This window comes from Halolamina pelagica (assembly GCF_900115675.1).
Classification (GTDB): Archaea; Halobacteriota; Halobacteria; order Halobacteriales; family Haloferacaceae; genus Halolamina; species Halolamina pelagica.
On record NZ_FOXI01000004.1, the window covers coordinates 223,406 to 245,507 of the forward strand.

Consider the following 22,102-nt stretch of genomic DNA (forward strand, 5'->3'; position numbering starts at 1 on the left):
GGCGGGTAAAGGTGCGTCGAAACCCTCAGTTCGTGTCAGGACCGGCGTCGCGGGCCCGCCGGCGGTACTCGCCGTAGGGGTCCGCGGGGTCGAACGGCGCCGGCGCGGAGTTGATCGCCTCGGCGCCGCAGTCGGGACACGTCGAAGAAAGCGTGTAGACGGGTCGATCGTGTTCGGACCTCCACGCCGAACAGACGCGGACGTCCGACTTCGTCATTCGTCGTCTTCCTTGCGCTCGCGGTGGTACTCGGCGGTGCCGCCGAGCGCCTCGATCGCGGTCTCGGCGCGTGCCGCGGCCGCCTCGAGTTCGGCCTCCGCGGTCTTGTAGTCGGGCGCCTGCACCTCGATGCGGTACTCCGGGGCGCCGACGTAGGAGACCTCGAGTTCGACCTCCTCGGGAACGTCGTGGTCACCCTCGCCGCCGGCGGCCCGGAGCGCCTCCTTCACGTCGTCGACGCCGTCGGGACCGGGCGAGCGGATGTCCACGTAGCCGGTGACGTTGACGTACGGCACCGAGACGTTCTCCCGAGCGGTCTGGACGATCGCTTGGGCGTCCTCGTCCTCGAGGGACACGTCCTCGAGCGCCTCCATCCCGTGGACGGCGGCCTCCTCGAACGCCTCGTACAGCGAGTCGTACTCGGCCAGCAGCGCCTCGGCCACGTCGTCGCGGTCGTGGTCCTCGCCGAAGGCGAGTTCCATCCACTTGTCGACCTTCTGCTGGTTCTTCCACTTCTGGATCGTCTCCTTGCGCTGGTGCTCGTTGACGTCCTTCAGCGAGAGGTCGACCTGCTGGGCCGACTCGTCGACCTCCAGCACCTTCGCGACGACCGTGCGACCGACGCTGACGTGGTCCCGGACGTTCTTGATCCAGCCGGAGGCGACCTCCGAGATGTGGACCAGCCCGCGGTGCTCGTAGCCCTCCATGTCGACGAACACGCCGAAGTCGGCGATCTCGTCGACGGTACCGACGACGAGCTCACCCGGTTCGGGCCACTCGTTCCCCGCCATCTGGAGCTATCGCGCCTCGACGACGTCGGCGACTTCGCCGTTGATGTCGGCCTTCCCACCGGTGGGCGTCGCCAGCGTGGTGCCACAGACGGCGCAGTTGACCGTCGTGGACGCGTTCTGGAAGACGATCTGCTCGTTCTCGCAGTCCGGACAGACCACGGTGATGAAGCTCCCCGTCATTCCTGGAACTCCAGGCGGCCGGTCCGCCACCCCTCCCGCATGTGGGCCTTGTTGCAGTCCGAGCAGATGTACTTCAGGTGTGTCTTCTTGGTCGGCTTGTTGCCGGCCGGCACCTTCGAGAACTTCCCGGAGTTCCCGATGACTTTCGTGCCGCGCTCCTGCTGGCGGGCGGCCCACTTCATGCCGGTCTGGCGGCCGGATCGGACCTTCTCGACCTCGTGTTCGTGGTGAGCGTCACAGTGCGGACAGTACGTGTTCATACGGCGTGGCATCTCCATGGATATTCGCCTCTTGTCGGCGAATTCGGGAGGGCAGCTTAAAACCCGTTTGGTCTCGACCGACGGGGGAGCGAAGCGGTTAAGGAACGTCTGGGCGAACGCAAGCGCATGAAGCAGCTCATCGTCCACGGCGACGCGGGGGTCCGACGCGACGACGTTATCGAGGTCGACGGGGAGGAGCTGATCTGTTTCGCCGTGAACAAACAGGGCGACTGGCACGGCCCCGAGGAACCCCAGCTGTGGTGTACGGTCGGGACCGAGGAGGAGCGCGAGACCTACGACAAACGGGAGTACGTCCCCCACTGGCTCGACACCGAGAGCGTCGACGCCGCGGACGTCGAGGTCGTGAGCGAGAAGAACCCGCTGAACGTCTGAGAACCGATCGCGGCTCGCGACCGGTCGGGTGCCCCGACGACGGAGCGTGACGCCGCGATCGTGTCGCCGATTACGGTGTGCGACCGGTCGAGGCCTCCGTGCCTCGACGGCAGAGCGTACCGCCGCAATCGTGTCGCCGATCACGGCGCGCGCAACCTGCCGCGGCCGACGTTTTCGGCCCGCTCACTCCGGGAGCTCCGACGCCGTCACCTCGTACACGACCACGTCACCCTCGACGAACACGGGCTCGTAGCCCGCTCGGTCGCTGAAGTTCACCAGCCCGTCCCCGTAGCGCCCGCGCTCGGCGGCGCCGACCCAGACGTACTGCACGTCGTGCTCCCGGATCAGTGACGCCGCCTCGGCGGGTGATCCGGTGTAGAGCGCGTCGACGGCCTCGGCCCGGGCGTAGTAGGCGTCCGGCCCGCGGTAGCCGACCTCGTGGGCCCAGCCGGCGACCGTGGGAACGCCGGTGAGGCTGGCGGCGATGGAGGCCTCCCAGCTGTACATCCCGGGCTCACCCCCGGTCCCGGGCGCGGAGACGATCACCGTCTCGCCGTCGGCGTTCCGGTCGAGCCAGTCGACCGCTGCGAGTTCGCTCTCGTCGTACCAACCGGGCATCGAGGTGGCGTCGAGCGTCGGCTCCTCGCTGCCCGCGAAGTGACCCGAGAGCGCGAACCCGCCGTAGAGCGAGGTGGACACGACGAGCGCCGCGACGAGCACCGGCACGGCGACGCCACGGCCGAGCGCGGGGGGGTCCGCCGCCCGGACAGCCCGCGTCGCGCGGCCAAGCAGCCCCGCGACGGCGGCGCCGGCGGCGACGCCCCAGAACACCCAGATCTGCATGTACGTCTTGAACACCGTGTTCATCCGGAGCGGGCCGGCCTGCTCGTTGACGAAGACGAACTCGACGATGGTCACCAGCCCCGCGCCGGCGACGATCAACACCGTCTCGTAGCTCGCGTCGCGGAACCGCAGGACGACCCAGCCGACGACCAGCAGCGGGAGCGTAAAGGCCAGCACGTCCATCGGGAGCGTGATCGCGAGGGCGCCGACGGCGACGATCGCCAGCGCCAGCGACCAGCGCCGGTCACGCTCGACCCGTCCGAGCAGGTGGAGGCCGAACACGACGAGGAACGCGCCGTGGACCGCGAACAGTTCGAGAACCCCGCTCCGGGCCGCGGCCGGGAGGAACTCGATCGTCCGGCTGCTGCCGCCCGTCATCGTCCCGGCGAGGAACGGTGCGGCGAGTACGGCCGCGACGGCGCCGAGCGCGCCGACGATTCCCAGCGGGACGAGCAGGCGTTCGAGCTCCGCGAGCGCGCGGGCTGCTGCGTCGCCGCCGTCAGCCGTGCCGAGCGAGTCAGCCGCCCGCCGTCGGCCCGCCCGGACGCGCTCGGCGACGCCGTGCGGGAGGAGCGCCGTCGGTTCGGCGGGCGCGAGCGCCAGCGCGAGGTAGGTGACGCCGAAGACCGAGGGGAAGCTCCACGTGCTGGTGACGATCTGGAACAGCCCCAGCAGCGGGACGACGGCGAGCAGGGCCAGCCGTCGTCGGCGCTCGTCGGCGGGGGTCAGGTAGAGGGCGAAACCCAGCGCCGCCGCGAGCAGCAGGAACGGCGTCCCCATCATGTGGGCGTGCATGTCGCCGTTGAGCCACGCGAACAGCGGGAACTCGTTGATGGTGGGGAACGTGGAACCGCCGACGGCGTCGGTGATCACGCGGCTGGCGTTCCAGTAACTGAACCCCTCGCCCGAGAGCGGCAGCACCTTGACCCCGGGCGCGAGCGACTCTCGGAGTCCTGGGGGGAGGAGGCCGAGCAGGAGTCGACCGATCGTTGCGAGGTTGCTCGCGAAGCCGACGAAGAAGGCGGCGAACGCGCCGCCGAGCCGGGCGTCGACGCCGCGCTCGGCCGCGACGTTCGACGCGAGGTCGTACGCGGCAGTCACGAGCATCGCGTAGAAACCCGCGAGCGCGAGGTTGTACGCGAGTTCCGGCGCCGTGCCGGTCAGGTAGGTCAGGATCGCCGCCACCAGGTGGCCGCCGTAGTAGTACTGCACCGGTTCGCCCGCGAACCAGAAGTCCTCGGGGGGGAGCGTCCCCGAACGCAGCAGCGACCGGAGCATCCCGAAGTCGAGGTACTTCTCGCCGCCGGCGGCGTGGACCGCCGGGTCGACGCTCCGGATCGCGATCAGGAAGAGGAACGCGGCGACGAACACGACCGCGGTCTCGGCGACGACACGGCGGTCGGCCACGAGATCGTCGGCGAGTCGAGGATCGCCCTCGCGGAGCGCGTCGCGGTCGAGCCCCAGCGCGGCGGCGATCGCGACGAGGACGGCGACGCCGGCAGCGACCGTGAGCGGGCCGAAGGAGAGCTTCCCCAGCCAGTACACCGGGAGCCAGATCGTGACCAGCGCCACCGGGAGCGCGAACCCGACGCCCCGACTCCGAAACCGGGCGAACAGCCGGGCAGCCAGTGGGTATCCGAGCACCGCCAACCCGGCGAAAACCGCCAGCCAGACGAGCACGGCGAGATACTGCATTGCCGGGATCCGCGGTCCGAACCGGGAAACCCCTTTCGGGTATCCCCGGAACGGATTCGACCTCTACTCCGCTCCGATCCGGGAAAAGTTGACGTTCGAACTACGAGCCCCGGGAAACGGGGCGACCCGGACACCTCCCCCGGTTTCACGATTCAGAAAAGAATCTTTCTAAGTTCGAAATCTATCGGGGGGTGATGCGTAACGTTCATGGGTGTGACAACCCCATGTGCTCCCACGAGGCTACGAATGGCTACACTCGAAATCAATAACCTACACGCGGAAGTCGCCGAGAACGGAGAGCGAATCCTGCGCGGGGTCGACCTGGAGGTCAACTCCGGGGAGATCCACGCCCTGATGGGCCCGAACGGCTCGGGCAAGTCCACGACCGCCAAGGTCATCGCGGGCCACCCGGCCTACGAGGTGACCGAGGGCGAGATCACGCTCCACCTCGACGACGAGGACCTCGCGGACGTCGACGAGGACCTCGACGAGGAACACTACCACTGGGACCTGCTCGGACTCGAACCCAACGAGCGGGCCGCCCTGGGCATCTTCCTCGCCTTCCAGTACCCGGCCGAGATCGAGGGGGTCACCATGACCAACTTCCTCCGGCAGGCGCTCAACGCCAAACTCGAGGAGCGCGAGGAGCTCTTCGAGGACGAGGACGAAGCGGACGCCGAGGAGGAGGAGGACGACGACGAGGGCTACGAGACCTCCCCGATGGAGGGGCCCGCGGACGACGGCGACATCGGCGTCGCCGAGTTCCAGCAGATCCTGAGCGAGAAGATGGAGCTGCTGGACATGGACGAGTCCTTCGCCCAGCGGTACCTCAACGCCGGCTTCTCCGGCGGCGAGAAGAAGCAGAACGAGGTGCTGCAGGCCGCGATCCTCGAGCCCAGCATTGCCGTGCTCGACGAGATCGACTCCGGGCTCGACATCGACCGCCTCAGCGACGTTGCACAGGGCATCGAACGACTGCGCGACGAGCAGGGCACCGGCGTCCTGCAGATCACCCACTACCAGCGGATCCTCGACTACGTGGAGCCCGACCGGGTCCACGTGATGCTCGACGGCGAGGTCGTCATGGACGGCGACGCCGAACTCGCGAAGAAGCTCGAGGAGAAGGGGTACGACTGGGTGCGCGAGCAGGTTTACGAGACGGCTTAAACCCATGAGTTCAGACCAGGACCACCTACAACAGACCGACACCGAGGAGCGCTTCGACTTCAAGAAGGACTCCGAGGCCGCCTACGCGGCGGAGAAAGGGCTGACCGAGGACACGATCCACGCGATCTCCGACGACAAGGACGAGCCCGACTGGATGCGCGAGCGCCGCCTGCGCGCGCTCAAGCAGTTCCAGGCGATGCCGATGCCGACCGACTGGCCGGGCCAGCCCGACCTCTCCGAGGTCGAGATCGACGAGATCGTCCCGTACATCCGACCGGACATCGACACCCGTGGCGGCGTCGAAGACTGGACGGATCTCCCGGACGACATCAAGGACACGTTCGACAAGCTGGGCATCCCCGAGGCGGAGAAGAACGCGCTCTCGGGCGTCGGCGCCCAGTACGAGTCCGAGGTCGTCTACCAGAACATGCGCGAGCGCTGGGAGGACAAGGGCGTCGTGTTCATGAACATGGACCAGGCGGTCCAGGAGCATCCGGAGCTCGTCAAGGAGCACTTCATGACCGACTGTGTCCCCCCGAGCGACAACAAGTTCGCGGCGCTGCACGGCGCCATCTGGTCGGGCGGCTCGTTCGTCTACGTCCCCGAGGACGTGACGGTCGACATGCCCGTCCAGGCGTACTTCCGGATGAACTCCGAGGGGATGGGCCAGTTCGAGCACACGCTCATCATCGCCGAGGAGGGCTCGGAGGTCCACTACATCGAGGGCTGTTCCGCCCCGAAGTACTCCGCGTTCAACCTCCACTCCGGCGGCGTCGAGGTGTACGTCGGCGAGAACGCTCACGTGCAGTACTCGACCGTGCAGAACTGGTCGAAGAACACGTACAACCTCAACACCAAGCGCGCCCTCGTCGAGCAGGAGGGTCGCATGGAGTGGATCTCGGGCTCGATGGGCTCGAAGGCGACGATGCTCTACCCCTCGACGGTGCTGAAGGGGCGTGGGGCGTCGGACAACCACATCACCATCGCCTTCGCGGGCGAGGGACAGGACATCGACACCGGCGCGAAGGTGTACCACAACGCGCCGGACACGAAGTCCACCATCGAGTCGAAGTCCATCAGCAAGGACGGCGGCCGCACCAACTACCGCGGCCTCGTCCACATCGCCGACGGCGCCGAGAACTCCTCGACGGCCGTCGAGTGTGACGCGCTGATGTTCGACAACGAGTCGACCTCCGACACGATGCCGTACATGGAGATCAACGAGTCGAAGGTCGACGTGGCCCACGAGGCGACGGTGGGGAAGATCGGCGACGAGGACATCTTCTACCTCCAGACCCGTGGCCTCGACGACGACGACGCCAAGCAGATGATCGTCTCGGGCTTCATCGAGCCGATCACGGAGGAGCTCCCCATCGAGTACGCCGTGGAGCTGAACCGACTGGTGGAGCTGGAGATGGAGGGAAGCCTCGGATAATGAGCGCGACACTCAAACAGGGCCTCTCCGAGGAGGTCGTCCGCGACCTCTCGGCGACCCGGGACGAGCCCGAATGGCTGCTGGAGCGGCGCCTCGACGCGCTCTCCGCGCTCGACGACCTCGACCTGCCGGACGTCATCCAGACGCCCGGCCGTCGGTGGACGAACCTCACCGACCTCTCCTTCGAGCAGCTGGTCGACCCGCTGAACCAGTCCGACGAGACCGAGCGGGTCACCGCCGAGGGCGTCGAAGTCCTCGACTTCGAGACCGCGCTCGACGAGCACGAGGACCTGCTCCGCGAGGAGTTCGGTGCCACGCTCGACCCGCAGAGCAACTACCTCACCGCGCTGTCGGCGGCGCTGTTCACGACGGGCACGCTGATCTACGTCCCCGAGGGCGTCGACGCCGAGGACGTGAAGATCCGGACCGAGATGCGCTCGGACTCCCTGTTCAGCCATACGCTCGTGGTGACCGAGGAGAGCGCGTCCGTCACGATCCTCGAAGCGATCGGCGACGAGGGGCCGACCGCGGACGACGAGGGGCGCTACTTCAGCAACCTCGTCGAGGTCGCCGCGGGCAAGAACTCGAACGTCCAGTTCGGGTCGCTGCAGAACCTCTCCGAGGACGCCTACTGCTACACGCTCAAACACGGCGTGGCCGCGGATGACGCCACGGTCGACTGGATCGAGGGCAACTTCGGCACCCAGATCACGCGATCCGACGTCGAGACGGAACTCGACGGCGAGGGCAGCGAATCCCAGATCGTCGGCGCGTTCTTCGGGCACGAGGACCAGCACTTCGACGTGAACGCCCGCGTCTGGCACAACGCCGAGCACACGACCGCGGACCTCGTGACCCGCGGCGTGCTCGACGACACCGCGCGCTCGGTGTACGAGGGCGTCCAGGACGTCGGCCGCGACGCCTGGGACACCTCCTCCTACCAGCGCGAGAACACCCTGATGCTGAGCGACGACAGCGAGGCCGACGCCTCGCCGAAGCTGATCATCAAGAACCACGACACCGAGGCCAGCCACTCCGCGACGGTCGGACAGGTCGACCAGCAGGACCTGTTCTACATGAACTCCCGCGGGATCAGCCCGCGGCAGGCCCGGAACATGCTCGTCGAGGGCTTCTTCGTACCGGTGCTCGAGGAGATCGCCGTCGAGGAGTTCCGCGACGACGTGCAGGACCTCGTCCACGAACGCCTCGACTGAGGCGGCTCCCGCCGTCCGTTTTCGCGCCGACTAACTGAACATCTTTTCGCGGCTGATCTGGAGCCTGAGAAACGCCGGGATCGCCACCAGCGCCAGCAGTATCTCCGCGCCGCCGGCGAAGCCGAACGCGGCGGGGTAGCCGAAGTCGTCGGCGATCAGGCCCCCGCCGACGACGCCCGTGAGAAAGCCCAGACTCCCGGCGATGTTGAACCCGCCGAGGGCGACGCCCCGCTCGTCGCCGGGCGCGAGGTCGACGACCAGCGCCATCGTCGCCGGCGCCATCAGCGCGCCGAGGACGCCGACGGCGACCATCCCGAACTGGACCGCCAGCAGCGCGTCGCTCCGGACCGGGAACGTCGACTCCGCGGTGCCGATCCCGAGCACGACCACCCCGTAGAACGCCGACCCGGCGACGATGGGGGCCGTGCGGCCGAACCGGTCCGAGAGTCGGCCGAAGGGGTACTGGAGCAGGCCGAAGGGGGCGAAAAACAGCGCGAGCGTGATCCCCGTCTCCGCGGGCGAGAGGTCGAACGCCGTCCGGAAGTAGACGGTCCCGACCAGCGCGAAGAAGCCGGCGGTCATGCGGTCGGCGAAGCCGAAGGCGAACGGCACCGCGAGCGATGGCGTCCGACGGAGCGCGCCGAGCGCCTCGCGCACGCCCTCGTGGTCGCCCTCCGGAGCGCGGTCGGCGACGAGCAGCGTCGCGGCGCCGACGAGCGTCAGCAGCACTGCCCCGGTCCACAGGGGCACGAACGGGCCGATCGCGTAGAGCTGGCCGCCGATCGGCGCACCGAGCGCCGTGCCGATCCCGATCGCGATGCCGGCGGCGCCCATGTTCCGGCCGTTCCCCTCGCCGAGGTCGGCGAGCATCGACATCGCCAGCGAGAACGCGCCGACGGTGGCGGCGCCCTGCAGGAAGCGGACGACGAGCACGAGCCAGAACGCCGGCTCGGTCGGTCCGAGCAGCGCGAGGACGCCGTAGCCGAGTGCGCCCAGCACCGCCCCGGCGGCGACGAACGGGATGCGACGCTCCGCGGTGTCGCTCGCGGCGCCCCACACCCCCGCGGCCAGTGCGAACGCGGCGAACTCGGCGGCGAGGAACCACGTACTGGCGTCGAGGTAGTTGCCGCTGCCGAAGCCCATCGCGGCCACGAGCCGATCCACGCCCGGGTACAGCAGCGTCTGGGAGAGCATCACCGCCCAGACGACGAGTGCGAGTGCGGTCCGGTCGCGGGAAGACACACGGGGGGGTTCGGGTTGCGGGGGCTTCCGACTTCCGGGTTCGGTCGAGGCCGAACCACCCGCTGAAGGGCCGGGCTTAAGTCCCTCCCTCTCGGAGTCGGCACTGATGAGCACGGTACCGGTCGCCGACTGGCGGTGGTCGCGGTGAGCGTCGACCAGCGGGTCGACTCCGACCACCAGCTCGCCCGCCTGCTCCAGATCGGGGTCGTACTCGAGGAGGTCGTCGAGGCACGCGCGTACCGACACTACCAGAGCCTCGCCGAGGAGGATCGCGACCTCGAGGCCGACGTGGAGGCGCTGCTGGAGGAAGCCGCGACGGAGTCGGCCCGCCACCGCGAACGGCTGGAGGAGTTGGTCGACGAACTCGACGCCGAGTCGATCCCCTTCGAGAGCGTCGAGACGCTCGTCGAGGCCCGCTACGGGCGCACCAAGCCCGAGGACTTCGACGGCGTGCTCTACGACCAGCTCTGCAACGAGGAGACGGCCTACAAGTTCTACGACGACCTCATCGACGCCATCGAGGCGAGCGACGCGGCGTTCTCGCTCGAACGCGATCGCGTGCTCGAGGTGCTGACGGAGATCCGCGACGAGGAGGCGGAGGGGGTCGAGGAAGTCACCCGGATCATGGAGGCTCGCGAATGAACACGGCCAACCAGTACCTGAAAGCGATCTATCTGGTCCAACGGATGGACGACGGCCCGGCGGCGACGGGGCGTGTCGCCGACTCGCTCGACGTGAGTCCCGCCAGCGCCAACGAGATGATCGGGAAGCTGGAGGAGCGCGGGCTCGCCGAACACGAGAAGTACAAGGGGGTCTCGCTCACCGAGGAGGGGATCACCCGTGCGGAGAACGCGCTCCAGACGTACTGCATCCTCGAGCGCTTCCTCGCGAACGTCCTCGGCGTCGAGGAGTTCCGCGACGAGGCCCAGCAGCTCGAGCCGGTGATCGACGAGACCGTCGCGGAGCGGCTCGACACCATCATCGACCGGGCCGACGAGTGTCCCGACTGCTTCGACGCCGAGGCCGACGCGTGTTGCTACCTCGCGGGGACGTGTGAGTCCGGGGCAGACTGAGACGAGGAGAGGACGCGACCGACCTGAATTTCCTCTAACTGGCTACAGATATTTATCACGTAAGAGATCAATATACCCTCCCGGATGGAGTGTCCGACGTGTGGACAAGAACTCGATACGGAGCAGGGAATCCGAATGCATCACACGCGGGTTCACGGTGTTACCCTACCGAACAGGCAGTGCAAGGGGTGTGGAACGTGGTTCTACGATCCGAAGTCACGGCGGAAGTTCTGTGACGGGTGTAGCCCAAATGCTGGCGAACATAACGGGAACTGGAAGGGTGCGGAGGAGACTACCGACTGCGAGCGGTGTGGCTCCTCGTTCAAGTACTATCCATCCGATAAGAAGGGCGTCTACTGTCCGGAGTGTGTCGCCGATAGTGACGAATTCCTTGGAGATTCGTACACAAAGAATGCAGAACGAGTGGAAAAGGTGTGCGACCAGTGTAGTGAGACCATGAACGTGTTGCAATCGAAATTGGAAAGAGGTCACGGTCGGTTCTGTTCCCGTGAGTGTCTCGGTGACTGGCTATCGGAGAACGTCGTCGGAGAGCAACACCACCAGTGGAAGGAGGGTGAATCCTCGTACACAGGTGATTGGTGGGACGTGAGAAGCAATGCCCGGGAACGGGACAATCACGAATGCCAAGTGTGCAGTACAACCCGCGAATAGAACGGACAGAAGTTGGATGTTCACCATATCTGTCCCGTCCGCGAGTTCGATAACCCACAAGACGCACATCGGCTGGAAAACGTCGTGACACTCTGCCGTAGCTGTCACCGAAAAGTCGAAAGCGGTTCCATCCCGACACCAAATGTGTCCGGCGAACGATAATGCTCTTGTATTCGCCGACTCAAATCACAAGTACAGTTCCGTGGTGTAGTGGCCAATCATATGGGCCTTTGGACGTGTTCAGTTCAATCTGACACGAGAGAAAGCCCATGACGGCGGTTCGAATCCGCCCGGAACTATAACTTCTCCGCCACTGTTAGCGATTCCCAGTAACACTCGCGTCAGCGCGCACTCAAGTTTCTCCAGCGCCTACTGCATGTATGGCTGACTCAACGCCCACACCGGGCATCCACCACGTCACCTGCGTCGCCGGCGACCCGCAGCGGAACCTCGAGTTCTGGGTCGAGACGCTCGGGCTCCGGCTCGTCAAGCGCTCCATCAATCAGGACGACCCGAGCACGTACCACTTCTTCTTCGCCGACGCCGAAGGGACCCCCGGAACGAGCATGACGTTCTTCCCGTGGGAGGATCTGCCCCAGGGGAAGGTCGGCTCCGGACAGGTCGCCCGCACCGCGTTCCGCGTCCCGGAAGGGAGCCTCGACTACTGGGAGGAGCGCTTCGAGGAGTACGGCGTCGACTACGACGAGCGCGTCGACCGCTTCGGCGAGCAGGTCCTGCCGTTCCGCGACCCCGACGGGCTCCCCGTCGAACTGGTCGCCACCGAGATCGGCGATGACGACCCCACGGTGCCGTGGACGGAGTTCGTCCCGGAGTCGGCGGCGATTCGCGGGTTCCACTCGATAACGCTCTGGCTCGAGGACCCCGAACCGACCCAGGAACTGCTGGAGACGATGGGGCTCGAACGCGTCGGCACCGAGCAGGCAGAGGGCGACACGCCGGGCGACGAGCGGACGCGCTTCGCCGCGGCCGGCCCGGTCGGGACGTACGTCGACGTGCTGCCGACGGTGCAGGGCGGGCGCAACGGCCACGGGACCGTCCACCACGTCGCGTTCCAGACGCCGACCGACGCGGACCAGGACGCCATGCGCAAGGCCGTCCGCTCGCGCGGGCTCAACCCCACCCAGCAGATCGACCGCCACTGGTTCCGGTCGGTCTACTTCCGCGAGCACGCCGGCGTCCTGTTCGAACTCGCCACCAACGGCCCCGGCTACGACAGCGACGAACCGCTCGACGACCTCGGCGGCCGACTGGTGCTCCCCGGCCAGTTCGGGGACCACCGCGAGGAGATCGAGGCGAACCTCCCGGACGTGACGATCCCCCGTAGCGAGCGCGCCGAAGCGGACGACTGAGCTGCTGCCCCCGTTCTCCCCCGCTAGCTGTCTTCCGCCAGCGGCGGCGACGCCAACCGACGGCCGTGGGGTTTCTGGTGGCAGCTACTCACCGATGGCTGGAGTTGAAGCAAATTTTTCTTCAAGATACTCCGATGTTCGCCGTTCCGGTACTATTATCACGAACAGATGAGAATTCGCCTCCACAATGCCGACCCGTACTGCATCGGTGGCGTGGGGCGCCGCGTTCCTCCTGCTGGCGGCGCTCTCGATCCCGTGGTTCCTCTGGAACGATTCGACCGTCGTCGCCGGCTTCCCGGTGTGGCTCTGGTGGCACATCGGCTGGATGGTGCTGGCGTCGATCGTCTTCGCCGTGTTCACCCAGCGTGGCTGGGGCGTCTGGATGGGGGGGTGGTCGGCGTGATCCCCTCGCCCGCGGCGACTGGCGCGCTCCAGTCGGCGGTGACGATCCAGATCGGCATCGTCGTCGCCTACCTCCTGCTCGCGCTGGGGGTCGGGCTGGTCGCCTACCGACTGACCGACCGCACCGCGGAGGACTACTACCTCGCCTCGCGGACGCTGGGGACGGTCGTCCTGCTCTTCACGACGTTCGCCACGCTCCTGTCGGCGTTCACGTTCTTCGCCGGGCCGAACATCGCCTACGGTCTCGGCCCGGAGTGGATCCTCGTCATGGGGCTGATGGACGGGATCATCTTCGGCGTGCTCTGGTACGTCGTCGGCTACAAGCAGTGGCTCGTCGGCCGCGAGCACGGCTACGTGACGCTGGGCGAGATGCTGGGCGACCGGTTCGGCTCGCCGGTACTCCGAGCCACGGTCGCGCTCGTCTCGCTGTTCTGGCTGTTCCCGTACGTGATGCTCCAGCAGGTCGGCGCCGGCGGCGCGCTCTCGGCGCTGACCAACGGCGCCGTCCCCTACTGGGCCGGCGCGGGCCTGATCACCGTGTTCATGATCGTCTACGTCGTGCTCTCGGGGATGCGTGGGGTGGCCTGGACCGACACCCTCCAGGGCCTGTTCATGCTCACGATGGTCTGGGCGGCGTTCGTCTGGGTGCTCTCCGCCGTGGGCGGCATCGGCGCCGCGACCGACGCGGTGGCGTCGACGAACCCCGGGTTCCTCTCGCTCGGTGACGGGTCGGCGTCGCCGTCGCTGTTCGGCGGCGGCGCCTACTCGCTGCCGTGGATGCTCTCACAGGCCATCGGCATCGCCTTCGGCGTCGCGATGTTCCCGCAGGTCAATCAGCGCTTCTTCGTCGCCGACTCCGAGACGGTCCTGAAGCGCACGATGGCGCTGTGGCCAGTCGTCGTGCTCCTGCTGTTCGTCCCGGCGTTCATGCTCGGCGCGTGGGCGGCCGGCCTCGGCGTCCCGATGCCCGAGAGCGGCAACATCCTCCCCGGCCTGCTCGCGGAGTACACGCCGACGTGGTTCGCGGCGCTGGTCGTCGCCGGCGCGATGGCGGCGATGATGTCCTCCTCGGACTCGATGCTGCTCTCGGGGTCGTCGTACTTCACCCGGGACCTCTACCGCCCGTTCGTCAACGCCGACGCCAGCGAGCGCCGCGAGGACCTGATCGCCCGCGTCGGCGTCGCCGTCTTCGCGACGCTGGCGTTCGTCGCCAGCCTGTTCAACCCGCCGTCGCTGTTCGTGATCGGCGACACCGCCTTCGGCGGGTTCGCACAGCTGGCACCCCCCGTGATCGTCGCGCTCTACTGGTCGCGGACCACGCTGTCGGGGATGCTCGCGGCGATCCTCGGCAGCCAACTGTTCTACATGGTCACGACGTTCACGCCGGCGGCGGGCGAGACGATGACCGTCTGGGGGATCGTCGTCCCCGGCGTGATGGAGAGCTTCGCGGGCTGGTCGTCGTCGGTGGTCGGGATGGTCGTCGGGCTCGTGCTGGTCGTGGGCGTCTCGGTGATCACCGATCCCTCGGTCGCCGAGCAGCCGTCGGTGCTGCAGGGCCCGACCGACGACTGACGCCGCCGACCGGTCCTCGTTTCACTCTCGCTGCCACGCTTCCCGCAGGAACACCAGCACGCCGCCGAACATCGCGAGGTTCCCGAAGAAGGCGAGTCGGTCGCCGCTCCCGTCCCCCTCCTCCGCGTTCCAGAAGTCGTGCATCGTCGTCGTCACCACCGCGAGGAACGTCGCCGCCGCGGCGGTCGCGAGCCGCGGGAGCCGCCAGAGCGCGATCCCCAGCCCCGCGGCGACCATCGACCCCGACGCGAGTGGGGCGAGCGTCTCGGGCATCGGCACGCCGGCGGACTCGGCGTACTCGACGGTGTCCTCCATGTCCCGGAAGTCCTCGGTGGCTTGCAGCGCGAGTCCGAGGCCGAGCGCGACGCGGCCGAGTCGCGAGAGTGAACGGTCGTCGTCCGTCATGCGTGACAGTTTCCGGGCGACGACCAAAAGCGTGACTGCGGCGTCGGCGACGCCGCGCACGTGCGCTGATCGGCCGAATTCGCAGGGATCAGTCGAGCTCGAACGTGATCCGCTCCTCCTTGCTGCCCTTCGTCTCCCGACCGGTGACCGTCACCGCGCCGATCTCCTCGGTGTTCGAGACGTGCGTACCCGCGCAGGCGGTGCGGTCGAACGGCTCCGAACTGTCCGGCGCGCCGCCGATCTCGACGATCCGGATCTCCGTGATCGAGTCCGGCAGCAGCGAGAGGCGCGTTCGCTCGGGGTCGAGTTCGTCCTCCGCGGTCTCGCGATCCAGCACGTACCACTCCACGGACCGGCCCTGCTCGACCAGTTCGTTCATCCGGTCCTCGACGTGCTGGAGTTCGTCGTCGTGGAAGCGCTCGTAGGCGCAGTCGAGCGTCGCCTTGTGTGCGCGGACCTGGTTGCCGGTCGTCTCCGCGTCGTACTCCTCGAGCAGCAGCGCCGACAGCAGGTGCTGGGCCGTGTGGTAGCGCATGTGGCTGGACCGTCGCTCCCAGTCGAGTTCGCCGGTGACCGTCGACCCGGCCTCGGGGAGTTCGTCCTCGTCGACGCCCGCCCCGGGTTCGAGGTAGTGGTGGATCCCGTCGTGTTTCTGTACGTCGACGACGTTCCAGGCGCGGCCGTCGGGGTCGGTGATGGTGCCGTGATCGGCGGGCTGGCCGCCGCCCTCGGGGTAGAAGTGGGTGCGGTCCAGTACGACGCGGTCGTCGCCGACGGTCCGCTCGACGGTCGCCTCGAACTCCCGGACGGTAGAGTCCTCGAGATAGCGCTGCTCGGTCATACGGCTGGGGTGCGCCCCGACGCACCTAACGGTTCGGTCCGCAGCAAGGTTGCGGGGCGACCGATCCGGTCGATCGGCCGACGACGAGCCGAGACCGCCAGTTTCCCGGTCCCGCAACGACTAAGAGCGGAACGGTCCTCCCTTCCGATAATGAACTACGCACGCTGTACAACCGGACCTGGAGGGGGACCATGGGCGTCGAGATAAGGGACGCGCCGGTCTCCGCCGAGGAGTTCGCCGCGATGGAGGAGTTCGTCCACGACTACCTCGCCGCGAGCGTCGAGAGCGAGGACGACGGCGGCCGGATGCGCTGGTACCCGTGGCACTCCGCGGACTACCGGTTCAACCACATCCGGAACGTCGTCGAGATCGCGACCCGCATCGCGGAGGCGGAGGGCGCGAACGTCCACGTCGTCCGCGTGGCCGCCGTGTTCCACGACGTGTCCAAACTCGAGGCCGAACAGGACCGCCACGCCGACGCCGGGGCCCGCGTCGCCCGCGAGTACCTCCAGAGCCGGGGGGACTTCCCGGACTCGTTCGTCGACGAGGTCTGTGGCGTCGTCGCCGACCACTCCTACCAGGGGCCGCTCTCGGACGTGTCCCTCGAGACGCAGTGCCTGATCGAGGGCGACGTGCTGGACAAGGTCGGCGCCAACGGGACGGTCCTCATGCTGCTCCGGATGGGGTACGAGGCCCGCACCCACATGGACGCCGCGGAGATGGTCGACCGCGTGCTCGAACGCGGGAAGGAACACTGCGAGCGCGTCCAGAGCGACACCGCCGAGTCGATCGGCCACCAGCGGCTCAAGCGCGTGAAGTGGTTCCGGGAGTGGCTGGAGGAGGAGGTCGCCGGTATCAGCGAGGAGAGCCGGTCGACGGAGTTCTGAGCCGTCGAGACGCCGGCGGTTTCAGAGCGTATCGAGCACCGAGAGCACCGCCTCCTCGTTCTCGCGGCCGGGGTCGTACTCCGCGCCGTCGCGGTCGGATTCGCGGTGCTCCGCGACGGTCCGGGCCATCGCCTCGTCGAGCGGCGTCGACGCCCAGCCGAGGTCGGCCAGTTTGTTCGTGTCCAGCAGGTGCGGGTAGTCCCGGTAGAGGACGAAGTCCTCGGGCGAGAGGCCGGCCGCGCCGAGTTCGCGCTCGCCCGCGTGGACAGCCTCGACCTCGGTGTCCATCGCGTCGGCCATCAGGTCCAGCATCTCGTCGATGGTGACCGCGCGCCGGTCGCCGACGTTGTAGAACTCGCCCGGCTCACCCTCCTCGGCGACGATGCGGAGCGCGCTGGCGACGTCCTCGACGTACGCGCGGTGCCAGAGGTTCTGTCCGTCGCCCGGGACGACCACGCGGTCGTAGTTGTCCACGCGATCGAGCCAGTAGTCCATCCGCTCTGTGTAGTCGTGGGGGCCGTAGATGATGCAGGGCCGGACGGACATCGCGTTGACGCCGTCCTCGGCGGCCTCGACGACCTTCCGGTCGCCCTCGGCCTTGCGGTTGCCGTAGGTCTCGCCGGAGTCGTCGACGGCCTGCTCCTCGGTGCAGGGCCGCATCGGCGTCTCCTCCTCACGTTTGGGGATCTCCTCCTCGCCGTAGGCGTCGCCGGAGGAGATGTAGACGTAGCCGTCCACGTCCGCGAACACGTCGGTCGCGATCGCCACGTCCGCGGGGTAGTAGGCCACGCAGTCGATGACGATGTCGGGTTCGACCGACAGTTTGGCGGCCTTCAGGTCGGTCTCGTCCCGGCGGTCGCCCTCGACGTGGTCGACGCCCTCGCGGTCCGCGAAGGGGTTGTCGTGGTTGCCGCGGTTGAAGATGGTGACGTGGTAGTCGTGATCGAGCAGTTCCTCGACGGTGTGGCGGCCGACGAACCGGGTGCCGCCGACGACGAGCGCGCTGTCGGACATGGCCGGGCGTTCGTGGGCGAAGGGGAAAGCGTCCCGGAAGCCGGGCATCCGTTCGTTCGACCGGTTCGACACGCACGCCGTCCCCGTTCGCTTTCGGACGACGACAACCGCCGCTATTTTCATGGCACGTGCCATCAAACAACAGAGCGATGACCACCTACACGCTCGTCGTCCGCGAGACGAGCAGCCACGACGGCGTCGACGCCGACGTCCTCGACGAGGACGGGTTCATCGAGACGACCACGCAGTTCAGCTACGGCGATTACGGCGTCCACTCCGAGCGCGAGGACGACCGACCGGACCGAATCGAGGAGGAGTTCACGGTCGAGGCGGGCAGCATCGACGTCCAACTCGAACGGAACGGCCACACGTTCGCCTTCCGCGCGCTCGCCGACGGCGAGGAGGCCGCCCGCGTCGAGATATCGGACGCCGACTGGGACCTCCAGGCCTGACGCCGGCCAACTGTTCAGACGCCCTGGCCCATCAGGTGGCTCCGGAGCACGTCCGGCGCCTTCGTCGCCGCCTCGGTGTTCAGGACCACCGCCTCGTCCTCACTTCCCAGTGTGCCATCCTCGGCGAGCGCCCACAGGCCCGCCGCGGCGACGCCGCCGGCCAGTCCCACCTCGACCGTCTCGGTCGAGGCCACCGCGACCGCACTCTCCAGCGCGTCGGGGTCCTCGACGGTCAGCGCCTCGCCGCCGGTCTCTCGGATCGCGGCCAGCGCCAGCGGGCCGCCCGGCGGGTCCGCGACTTCGAGTTCGCCGACGATCGTGTCCGGCGTCTCCCACGGCTCGGTGTCGTCCCGGCCGGCCTGCCACGCAGCCGCGATGGGCGCACAGCCGTCGGCCTGGACGGCGTACACCGGCGGCAGGTCGTCGATCAGCCCCAGTTCCACGCACTCCCGGAGGCCGTCGACGACGCCGACGACGAGTTCGCCCGTGCCCGCGGGGAGGACGACGGCGTCCGGCGCGTCCCAGTCCCGATCCGCGAGGAGTTCGTAGGCGACCGTCTTCAGCCCGTCGTGGCGGAACGGCGAGGCGAACGCGCCCAGGTCGACGTAGTCGGACTGGAGCTCCTCGGTGAGCGCGTTGACGGCGTCGCCGAGCCGGCCGGGGACGACCTTCATCTCGCCGCCGTGGACGTTCACCATCGCCTTGTTCGAGAACGGCGAGCGCGTCGGGACGAACGCGTAGGAGCGCAGGTCAACCTGGCCGGCGTAGGCCGCCATCGACTGGCCGGCGTTGCCCGGCGAGGCGCAGGCGACGAGCTCCGCGCCGGACGCGTCGGCCGCGGTCACCGCGACGGCGAGCCCGCGGTCGAGCACGGAACCGGTCGGGTTGCGCGCCTCGTCTTTGATCGCGACCCCACCGAGGCCGAGTTCGTCGGCGAGGCGGGGGGCGTCGACGCTCGGGGTCCCGCCCTCGGCGGCCGAGAGCGCCGAGTCGGCCTCGAAGGGGAGTACCGTGTCGCGATCCCAGGCTCGCGGGCCCGCGCGCACCGCGTCGGGGTCGACGCCGTCGAGGTCGTACTCCGGCCGGCGTGGCGCGCCGCAGTCCGGGCACGGGCCGGCGCCGGCGATGGCCGCCGGCTCGGCGTCATCGGCGGCGAGGCTGGCGCCGCAGTCGGTGCAGACGAGTCCGACGAACGCGTCGCTGAACATGCGTCGACCCTGGAACCGGTCCGGGAAGGGCCTGCCGGAATGCCGACGACTCCGCGCTCGTCGACTCCGGCAGGCCTTTAGCCGAACACCGTTAATTCACACACATGAATGGCGTGCGCGTGGCCGGCGTGGGGCTCACCCACTTCGGCTCGCACCCCGAACGGACCGGCCGCGACCTGTTCGCCGAGGCGGCGCTGAACGCGCGGGACGACGCCGGCGTCCCGCTCGACGACGTCGAACAGTTGAACGTCGGCAACTTCGCCGGCTCGCTGCTGGAGGGGCAGGGCCACACGGCGCCGCTGCTGGCCGAGGCCGCGGGCCTCGACTGTCCGGCGACGCGCTACGAGGAGGCCTGCGCGTCGGCCGGCGTCGCGGTCCGCGAGGCGGTCCGGGCCGTCCGCTCGGGCGAGGCCGACGTCGTGCTCGCCGGCGGGATGGAGCGGATGACCAACAACGACACCCCGGAGACGACCGAGGCGCTCGCGATCGCCGCCGACGAGCTGTTCGAGATCCGCGCCGGGGTCACCTTCCCCGGCGCGTACGCGCTGATGGCGACGGCCTACGCAGAGGCGTTCGACGTGGACGAGGAGACCCTGAAAACCGACCTCGCGAACGTCGCGTCGAAGAACCACGACAACGCGCTCCCCAACGAGTACGCGCAGTACCAGCGCGAGATCTCCGTCGAACAGGCGCTCGACGCCCCGCCGGTCGCGGAGCCGCTGGGACTGTTCGACTGCTGTCCGGTCACCGACGGGGCCTCGGCGGTCGTCCTCGTGAGCGAGGAGTACGCGGCCGACCACGACCTCTCCGCGGACGTGGCGGTCGTCGGTACCGGACAGGGGACCGACCGGATGGCGCTGCAGGACCGCGAGTACCTCGCCCGGACGCCCGCGGCCGACGACGCCGCGGCGATGGCCTACGACGACGCGGGCATCGACGCCGCCGACGTGGACGTGGCGGAGGTCCACGACTGCTTCACGATCGCCGAGGTGCTCGCGATCGAGTCCCTCGGCTTCTACGAGCCCGGCGAGGGCCTCGGCGCGGCCCGGCGCGGCGAGACCCGGGCCGACGGCGAACTCCCCGTCAACCTCTCGGGGGGCCTGAAGGCGAAGGGCCACCCCGTCGGCGCGACCGGCGGCTCACAGATCGCGGAGATGACGCGACTGCTCAGGGGTGACCACCCCAACAGCGACGAGGTGCCGGACGCCGAGGTCGGCGTGACCCACAACGCGGGTGGCACGGTCGCGTCTGCAGTCGTCCACGTGCTGGAGGTGGCAGAATGAGTGACGCCGGCTTCGACGAGTGGCTCCACGCCTTCGTCGCCGACGACGGCTACTACCTCGCCTGCGAGAACGGCCACGGCCACCTGCCGCCGCGGCGGGTCTGCCCGGACTGTGGCTCGACCGAGTTCGCCGAGGAGTCCCTGCCCGAGACGGGAACCGTCGCGGCGGTCACGACCGTCCACGTCCCGGCGCCGTCGTTCGAGGCGGACGCGCCCTACGACACCGTCGTCGCCGACTTCGGCGCCGTCCGGCTGACGGGCGTCGTCGACGCCGAGCCCGGAACGGTCGAGATCGGCGACGCTGTCGAACCCTCCGTGGGCGCGAGCGAGACGACCGGCGACGACGTGCTGGTGCTGCGCCCGGTCTAAAAGGAGTCCCGTCGTTACTCCGCGTTCGCTTCGTTCTCCGTGGCCGCCTCGCCGGCCTCACCAGCCTCGTCCGGGTCGTACTCCCGGATCACCGAGTGGTCGTCGGGGAGTCCGCCGTCGAGCACGTAGTCGAGGAACGCGTCGGCGCGCTCGACGTGCGGGAGGAGCTTCGCGCGGTCGAACACGAGCAGTTCCGCGCCCGCGGCGCGGGCGAGCGCCTCGCCGTCGGCGACCGGGCTCATCTCCGTCTCGCGGCCCCAGACGATCGTCGTCGGCACGTCGAGGTCGGCGAGCGTGGCGCCGAGGTCGAGGTCGGTGTCGAGGTCGCCGGCGAGGAACCCGGCGGGCGCGAACCGCGCGTTCTCCTGGTGGGCGGTCCGCCACTCGTACTCGGCCCACTCCTCCTCGGGGCCGTCCGGGTCGGCGTAGCCGTGATCGGCGTTGAAGTAGTCGATCGCGGGCTCGGAGGTGACGGCGTTGAACAGCGCCTCGCCCACCAACGGCGACCGGACCAGTTCGCGCACCCACGTCCCGCCGCCGGGCCCGGTCGTCGTGGTCGGACAGACGAGCACGAACCGCGAGACGGGGACCTCCCGTGCCGCTGCGGCCGCGTAGGCAGCCGAGAGCGAGGAAGCGACCACGGCCGGGCCGTCGGCGTCGCCGAACTCGCCGAGGAACGACTCCACGAACGCCTCGTACAGCGGCGCGGAGTAGCGAACCGGCGGGCGGTCCGAGCGCCCGTAGCCCGGGAGGTCCGGGGCGATCACGTGGTACTCCCGGGCGAGTTCGTCGAACACCGCGCGCCACTCGCCCGACGAGCCGGCGGCGTTGACCCCGTGCAGGAGGACGAGATCCGGATCCGCCGGGTCCCCGGCCTCGGTGTAGGCGACGTTCATCCCGCGCCAGCGGTACGTACGCTGCATCCCGTCGAGCGCCGGCGGGAGGTCGCCGGCGTCGCGGCGGAGGAGGGCGTTCGTGGCCGCGGCGGCGCCGATCCCGAGGGTCGCGTAGCTGAGGGCGCGTCGGAGTTTCATTCAGTCCCAGCTACGTGTTCCGGGTGCTTAACTCCACAGTTCCCGGCCGCTGCCAGGCGGTTCGATCGTGGATTTTTTGACGCG

General features: G+C 68.7%; 25 protein-coding genes and 1 tRNA gene. 15 read left to right on the plus strand and 11 right to left on the minus strand.

Annotated elements, in window-relative coordinates; translation table 11 throughout:
* Nucleotides 1–25 precede the first annotated feature (25 nt).
* Genes BMZ83_RS07625 through BMZ83_RS07640 form a run of 4 tightly spaced genes read right to left on the minus strand, consistent with a single transcriptional unit; the run spans nt 26 to nt 1,466 of the window.
* Complete coding sequence (locus tag BMZ83_RS07625; protein WP_074877295.1) at nt 26–217, minus strand: RNA-protein complex protein Nop10; 192 nt, start codon at nt 215–217, stop codon at nt 26–28.
* Nucleotides 214–1,008, minus strand: coding sequence for a translation initiation factor IF-2 subunit alpha (locus BMZ83_RS07630; protein WP_074877297.1), 795 nt, complete (start codon nt 1,006–1,008; stop codon nt 214–216). The genes BMZ83_RS07625 and BMZ83_RS07630 overlap by 4 nt, the downstream gene beginning before the upstream one ends.
* A gap of 6 nt (nt 1,009–1,014) precedes the next feature.
* Nucleotides 1,015–1,188 carry a 30S ribosomal protein S27e gene (locus BMZ83_RS07635; RefSeq protein ID WP_074877299.1) on the minus strand — a complete coding sequence of 58 codons (174 nt, stop codon included), beginning with the start codon at nt 1,186–1,188 and terminating at the stop codon, nt 1,015–1,017.
* A complete protein-coding gene (locus BMZ83_RS07640; protein ID WP_074877301.1) occupies nt 1,185–1,466 on the minus strand; it encodes a 50S ribosomal protein L44e in 282 nt (93 codons plus the stop codon). Before BMZ83_RS07640 ends, BMZ83_RS07635 begins: the two co-directional genes overlap by 4 nt.
* A 108-nt stretch (nt 1,467–1,574) precedes the next feature.
* Here BMZ83_RS07640 and BMZ83_RS07645 point away from each other — a divergent pair, with 108 nt between their 5' ends.
* On the plus strand, nt 1,575–1,841 hold the full coding sequence (locus tag BMZ83_RS07645) for an HAH_0734 family protein (protein ID WP_074877304.1): 267 nt from the start codon (nt 1,575–1,577) through the stop codon (nt 1,839–1,841).
* A gap of 183 nt (nt 1,842–2,024) precedes the next feature.
* Here BMZ83_RS07645 and BMZ83_RS07650 read toward each other — a convergent pair whose 3' ends face one another.
* The gene (locus BMZ83_RS07650) at nt 2,025–4,379 is read right to left on the minus strand and encodes a DUF2298 domain-containing protein (protein ID WP_074877306.1); all 2,355 of its coding nucleotides are present in this window, start codon (nt 4,377–4,379) and stop codon (nt 2,025–2,027) included.
* A 246-nt stretch (nt 4,380–4,625) separates the two neighbouring features.
* Here BMZ83_RS07650 and BMZ83_RS07655 point away from each other — a divergent pair, with 246 nt between their 5' ends.
* From BMZ83_RS07655 to sufD, 3 genes are read left to right on the plus strand one after another with little or no spacing between them, the layout of a single operon-like run.
* Nucleotides 4,626–5,546, plus strand: coding sequence for an ABC transporter ATP-binding protein (locus BMZ83_RS07655; RefSeq protein ID WP_074877308.1), 921 nt, complete (start codon nt 4,626–4,628; stop codon nt 5,544–5,546).
* Nucleotides 5,547–5,550: 4 nt separating this feature from the next.
* Nucleotides 5,551–6,981, plus strand: a complete 1,431-nt coding sequence (sufB, locus tag BMZ83_RS07660) for a Fe-S cluster assembly protein SufB (protein ID WP_074877309.1) — start codon at nt 5,551–5,553, stop codon at nt 6,979–6,981.
* Nucleotides 6,981–8,195 carry a Fe-S cluster assembly protein SufD gene (gene sufD / locus BMZ83_RS07665; RefSeq protein WP_074877312.1) on the plus strand — a complete coding sequence of 405 codons (1,215 nt, stop codon included), beginning with the start codon at nt 6,981–6,983 and terminating at the stop codon, nt 8,193–8,195. The genes sufB and sufD overlap by 1 nt, the downstream gene beginning before the upstream one ends.
* Nucleotides 8,196–8,225: 30 nt before the next feature.
* On the opposite strand, the gene BMZ83_RS07670 is transcribed toward sufD, so the two are convergent.
* A complete protein-coding gene (locus tag BMZ83_RS07670) occupies nt 8,226–9,437 on the minus strand; it encodes an MFS transporter (RefSeq protein WP_245748688.1) in 1,212 nt (403 codons plus the stop codon).
* 144 nt (nt 9,438–9,581) lie between these two features.
* Between BMZ83_RS07670 and BMZ83_RS07675 the strand changes: the two genes are divergently transcribed.
* The 7 genes from BMZ83_RS07675 to BMZ83_RS07705 all read left to right on the plus strand — a co-directional run bounded on the left by BMZ83_RS07675 (nt 9,582) and on the right by BMZ83_RS07705 (nt 14,526).
* Nucleotides 9,582–10,079 carry a ferritin family protein gene (locus tag BMZ83_RS07675; RefSeq protein ID WP_074877468.1) on the plus strand — a complete coding sequence of 166 codons (498 nt, stop codon included), beginning with the start codon at nt 9,582–9,584 and terminating at the stop codon, nt 10,077–10,079.
* Complete coding sequence (locus tag BMZ83_RS07680; RefSeq protein ID WP_074877314.1) at nt 10,076–10,510, plus strand: metal-dependent transcriptional regulator; 435 nt, start codon at nt 10,076–10,078, stop codon at nt 10,508–10,510. The genes BMZ83_RS07675 and BMZ83_RS07680 overlap by 4 nt, the downstream gene beginning before the upstream one ends.
* Nucleotides 10,511–11,194: 684 nt before the next feature.
* Nucleotides 11,195–11,344, plus strand: coding sequence for an HNH endonuclease signature motif containing protein (locus BMZ83_RS17205; RefSeq protein WP_241729483.1), 150 nt, complete (start codon nt 11,195–11,197; stop codon nt 11,342–11,344).
* Between the two features lie 34 nt (nt 11,345–11,378).
* A tRNA-Gln gene (locus BMZ83_RS07690) sits at nt 11,379–11,481 on the plus strand.
* 81 nt (nt 11,482–11,562) lie between these two features.
* Nucleotides 11,563–12,552, plus strand: a complete 990-nt coding sequence (locus BMZ83_RS07695) for a ring-cleaving dioxygenase (RefSeq protein ID WP_074877316.1) — start codon at nt 11,563–11,565, stop codon at nt 12,550–12,552.
* Between the two features lie 187 nt (nt 12,553–12,739).
* A complete protein-coding gene (locus BMZ83_RS07700) occupies nt 12,740–12,955 on the plus strand; it encodes a DUF3311 domain-containing protein (RefSeq protein WP_074877318.1) in 216 nt (71 codons plus the stop codon).
* A complete protein-coding gene (locus BMZ83_RS07705) occupies nt 12,952–14,526 on the plus strand; it encodes a sodium:solute symporter family protein (RefSeq protein ID WP_245748689.1) in 1,575 nt (524 codons plus the stop codon). Before BMZ83_RS07700 ends, BMZ83_RS07705 begins: the two co-directional genes overlap by 4 nt.
* Nucleotides 14,527–14,547: 21 nt before the next feature.
* On the opposite strand, the gene BMZ83_RS07710 is transcribed toward BMZ83_RS07705, so the two are convergent.
* Both BMZ83_RS07710 and BMZ83_RS07715 read right to left on the minus strand, forming a co-directional pair.
* On the minus strand, nt 14,548–14,931 hold the full coding sequence (locus BMZ83_RS07710) for a DoxX family protein (RefSeq protein ID WP_074877320.1): 384 nt from the start codon (nt 14,929–14,931) through the stop codon (nt 14,548–14,550).
* A gap of 88 nt (nt 14,932–15,019) precedes the next feature.
* Nucleotides 15,020–15,772, minus strand: coding sequence for an alanyl-tRNA editing protein (locus BMZ83_RS07715; protein WP_074877322.1), 753 nt, complete (start codon nt 15,770–15,772; stop codon nt 15,020–15,022).
* Nucleotides 15,773–15,963: 191 nt separating this feature from the next.
* Here BMZ83_RS07715 and BMZ83_RS07720 point away from each other — a divergent pair, with 191 nt between their 5' ends.
* Nucleotides 15,964–16,659: an HD domain-containing protein gene (locus BMZ83_RS07720; protein WP_074877324.1), complete on the plus strand. Its 696-nt coding sequence runs from the start codon at nt 15,964–15,966 to the stop codon at nt 16,657–16,659.
* A gap of 21 nt (nt 16,660–16,680) precedes the next feature.
* Here the strand turns inward: BMZ83_RS07720 and BMZ83_RS07725 are convergent, their stop codons facing one another.
* Nucleotides 16,681–17,673 (minus strand): NAD-dependent epimerase/dehydratase family protein, encoded by a 993-nt coding sequence (locus BMZ83_RS07725; RefSeq protein WP_074877326.1) that lies wholly within the window; start codon nt 17,671–17,673, stop codon nt 16,681–16,683.
* A gap of 149 nt (nt 17,674–17,822) precedes the next feature.
* On the opposite strand from BMZ83_RS07725, the gene BMZ83_RS07730 reads away from it, so the two are divergent.
* Nucleotides 17,823–18,125: a hypothetical protein gene (locus tag BMZ83_RS07730; protein WP_074877328.1), complete on the plus strand. Its 303-nt coding sequence runs from the start codon at nt 17,823–17,825 to the stop codon at nt 18,123–18,125.
* Nucleotides 18,126–18,139: 14 nt separating this feature from the next.
* Here BMZ83_RS07730 and BMZ83_RS07735 read toward each other — a convergent pair whose 3' ends face one another.
* Nucleotides 18,140–19,333, minus strand: coding sequence for a pyridoxal-phosphate dependent enzyme (locus BMZ83_RS07735; RefSeq protein ID WP_074877330.1), 1,194 nt, complete (start codon nt 19,331–19,333; stop codon nt 18,140–18,142).
* A 104-nt stretch (nt 19,334–19,437) separates the two neighbouring features.
* Between BMZ83_RS07735 and BMZ83_RS07740 the strand changes: the two genes are divergently transcribed.
* Nucleotides 19,438–20,616 (plus strand): thiolase domain-containing protein, encoded by a 1,179-nt coding sequence (locus BMZ83_RS07740; protein ID WP_074877334.1) that lies wholly within the window; start codon nt 19,438–19,440, stop codon nt 20,614–20,616.
* Nucleotides 20,613–20,984 (plus strand): Zn-ribbon domain-containing OB-fold protein, encoded by a 372-nt coding sequence (locus tag BMZ83_RS07745; protein WP_074877337.1) that lies wholly within the window; start codon nt 20,613–20,615, stop codon nt 20,982–20,984. The genes BMZ83_RS07740 and BMZ83_RS07745 overlap by 4 nt, the downstream gene beginning before the upstream one ends.
* Before the next feature lie 14 nt (nt 20,985–20,998).
* Here the strand turns inward: BMZ83_RS07745 and BMZ83_RS07750 are convergent, their stop codons facing one another.
* The gene (locus BMZ83_RS07750; protein ID WP_074877340.1) at nt 20,999–22,018 is read right to left on the minus strand and encodes an alpha/beta fold hydrolase; all 1,020 of its coding nucleotides are present in this window, start codon (nt 22,016–22,018) and stop codon (nt 20,999–21,001) included.
* Nucleotides 22,019–22,102 lie beyond the last annotated feature (84 nt).

Bases quoted from the DNA above. Each gene is read 5' to 3' on its own strand.
- BMZ83_RS07625 (WP_074877295.1), bottom strand. From the start codon at position 217: ATGACGAAGTCGGACGTCCGCGTCTGTTCGGCGTGGAGGTCCGAACAC.
- BMZ83_RS07630 (WP_074877297.1), bottom strand. From the start codon at position 1,008: ATGGCGGGGAACGAGTGGCCCGAACCGGGTGAGCTCGTCGTCGGTACC.
- BMZ83_RS07635 (WP_074877299.1), bottom strand. From the start codon at position 1,188: ATGACGGGGAGCTTCATCACCGTGGTCTGTCCGGACTGCGAGAACGAG.
- BMZ83_RS07640 (WP_074877301.1), bottom strand. From the start codon at position 1,466: ATGGAGATGCCACGCCGTATGAACACGTACTGTCCGCACTGTGACGCT.
- BMZ83_RS07645 (WP_074877304.1), top strand. From the start codon at position 1,575: ATGAAGCAGCTCATCGTCCACGGCGACGCGGGGGTCCGACGCGACGAC.
- BMZ83_RS07650 (WP_074877306.1), bottom strand. From the start codon at position 4,379: ATGCAGTATCTCGCCGTGCTCGTCTGGCTGGCGGTTTTCGCCGGGTTG.
- BMZ83_RS07655 (WP_074877308.1), top strand. From the start codon at position 4,626: ATGGCTACACTCGAAATCAATAACCTACACGCGGAAGTCGCCGAGAAC.
- sufB (WP_074877309.1), top strand. From the start codon at position 5,551: ATGAGTTCAGACCAGGACCACCTACAACAGACCGACACCGAGGAGCGC.
- sufD (WP_074877312.1), top strand. From the start codon at position 6,981: ATGAGCGCGACACTCAAACAGGGCCTCTCCGAGGAGGTCGTCCGCGAC.
- BMZ83_RS07680 (WP_074877314.1), top strand. From the start codon at position 10,076: ATGAACACGGCCAACCAGTACCTGAAAGCGATCTATCTGGTCCAACGG.
- BMZ83_RS07695 (WP_074877316.1), top strand. From the start codon at position 11,563: ATGGCTGACTCAACGCCCACACCGGGCATCCACCACGTCACCTGCGTC.
- BMZ83_RS07700 (WP_074877318.1), top strand. From the start codon at position 12,740: ATGCCGACCCGTACTGCATCGGTGGCGTGGGGCGCCGCGTTCCTCCTG.
- BMZ83_RS07710 (WP_074877320.1), bottom strand. From the start codon at position 14,931: ATGACGGACGACGACCGTTCACTCTCGCGACTCGGCCGCGTCGCGCTC.
- BMZ83_RS07715 (WP_074877322.1), bottom strand. From the start codon at position 15,772: ATGACCGAGCAGCGCTATCTCGAGGACTCTACCGTCCGGGAGTTCGAG.
- BMZ83_RS07720 (WP_074877324.1), top strand. From the start codon at position 15,964: ATGGGCGTCGAGATAAGGGACGCGCCGGTCTCCGCCGAGGAGTTCGCC.
- BMZ83_RS07725 (WP_074877326.1), bottom strand. From the start codon at position 17,673: ATGTCCGACAGCGCGCTCGTCGTCGGCGGCACCCGGTTCGTCGGCCGC.
- BMZ83_RS07730 (WP_074877328.1), top strand. From the start codon at position 17,823: ATGACCACCTACACGCTCGTCGTCCGCGAGACGAGCAGCCACGACGGC.
- BMZ83_RS07735 (WP_074877330.1), bottom strand. From the start codon at position 19,333: ATGTTCAGCGACGCGTTCGTCGGACTCGTCTGCACCGACTGCGGCGCC.
- BMZ83_RS07740 (WP_074877334.1), top strand. From the start codon at position 19,438: ATGAATGGCGTGCGCGTGGCCGGCGTGGGGCTCACCCACTTCGGCTCG.
- BMZ83_RS07745 (WP_074877337.1), top strand. From the start codon at position 20,613: ATGAGTGACGCCGGCTTCGACGAGTGGCTCCACGCCTTCGTCGCCGAC.
- BMZ83_RS07750 (WP_074877340.1), bottom strand. From the start codon at position 22,018: ATGAAACTCCGACGCGCCCTCAGCTACGCGACCCTCGGGATCGGCGCC.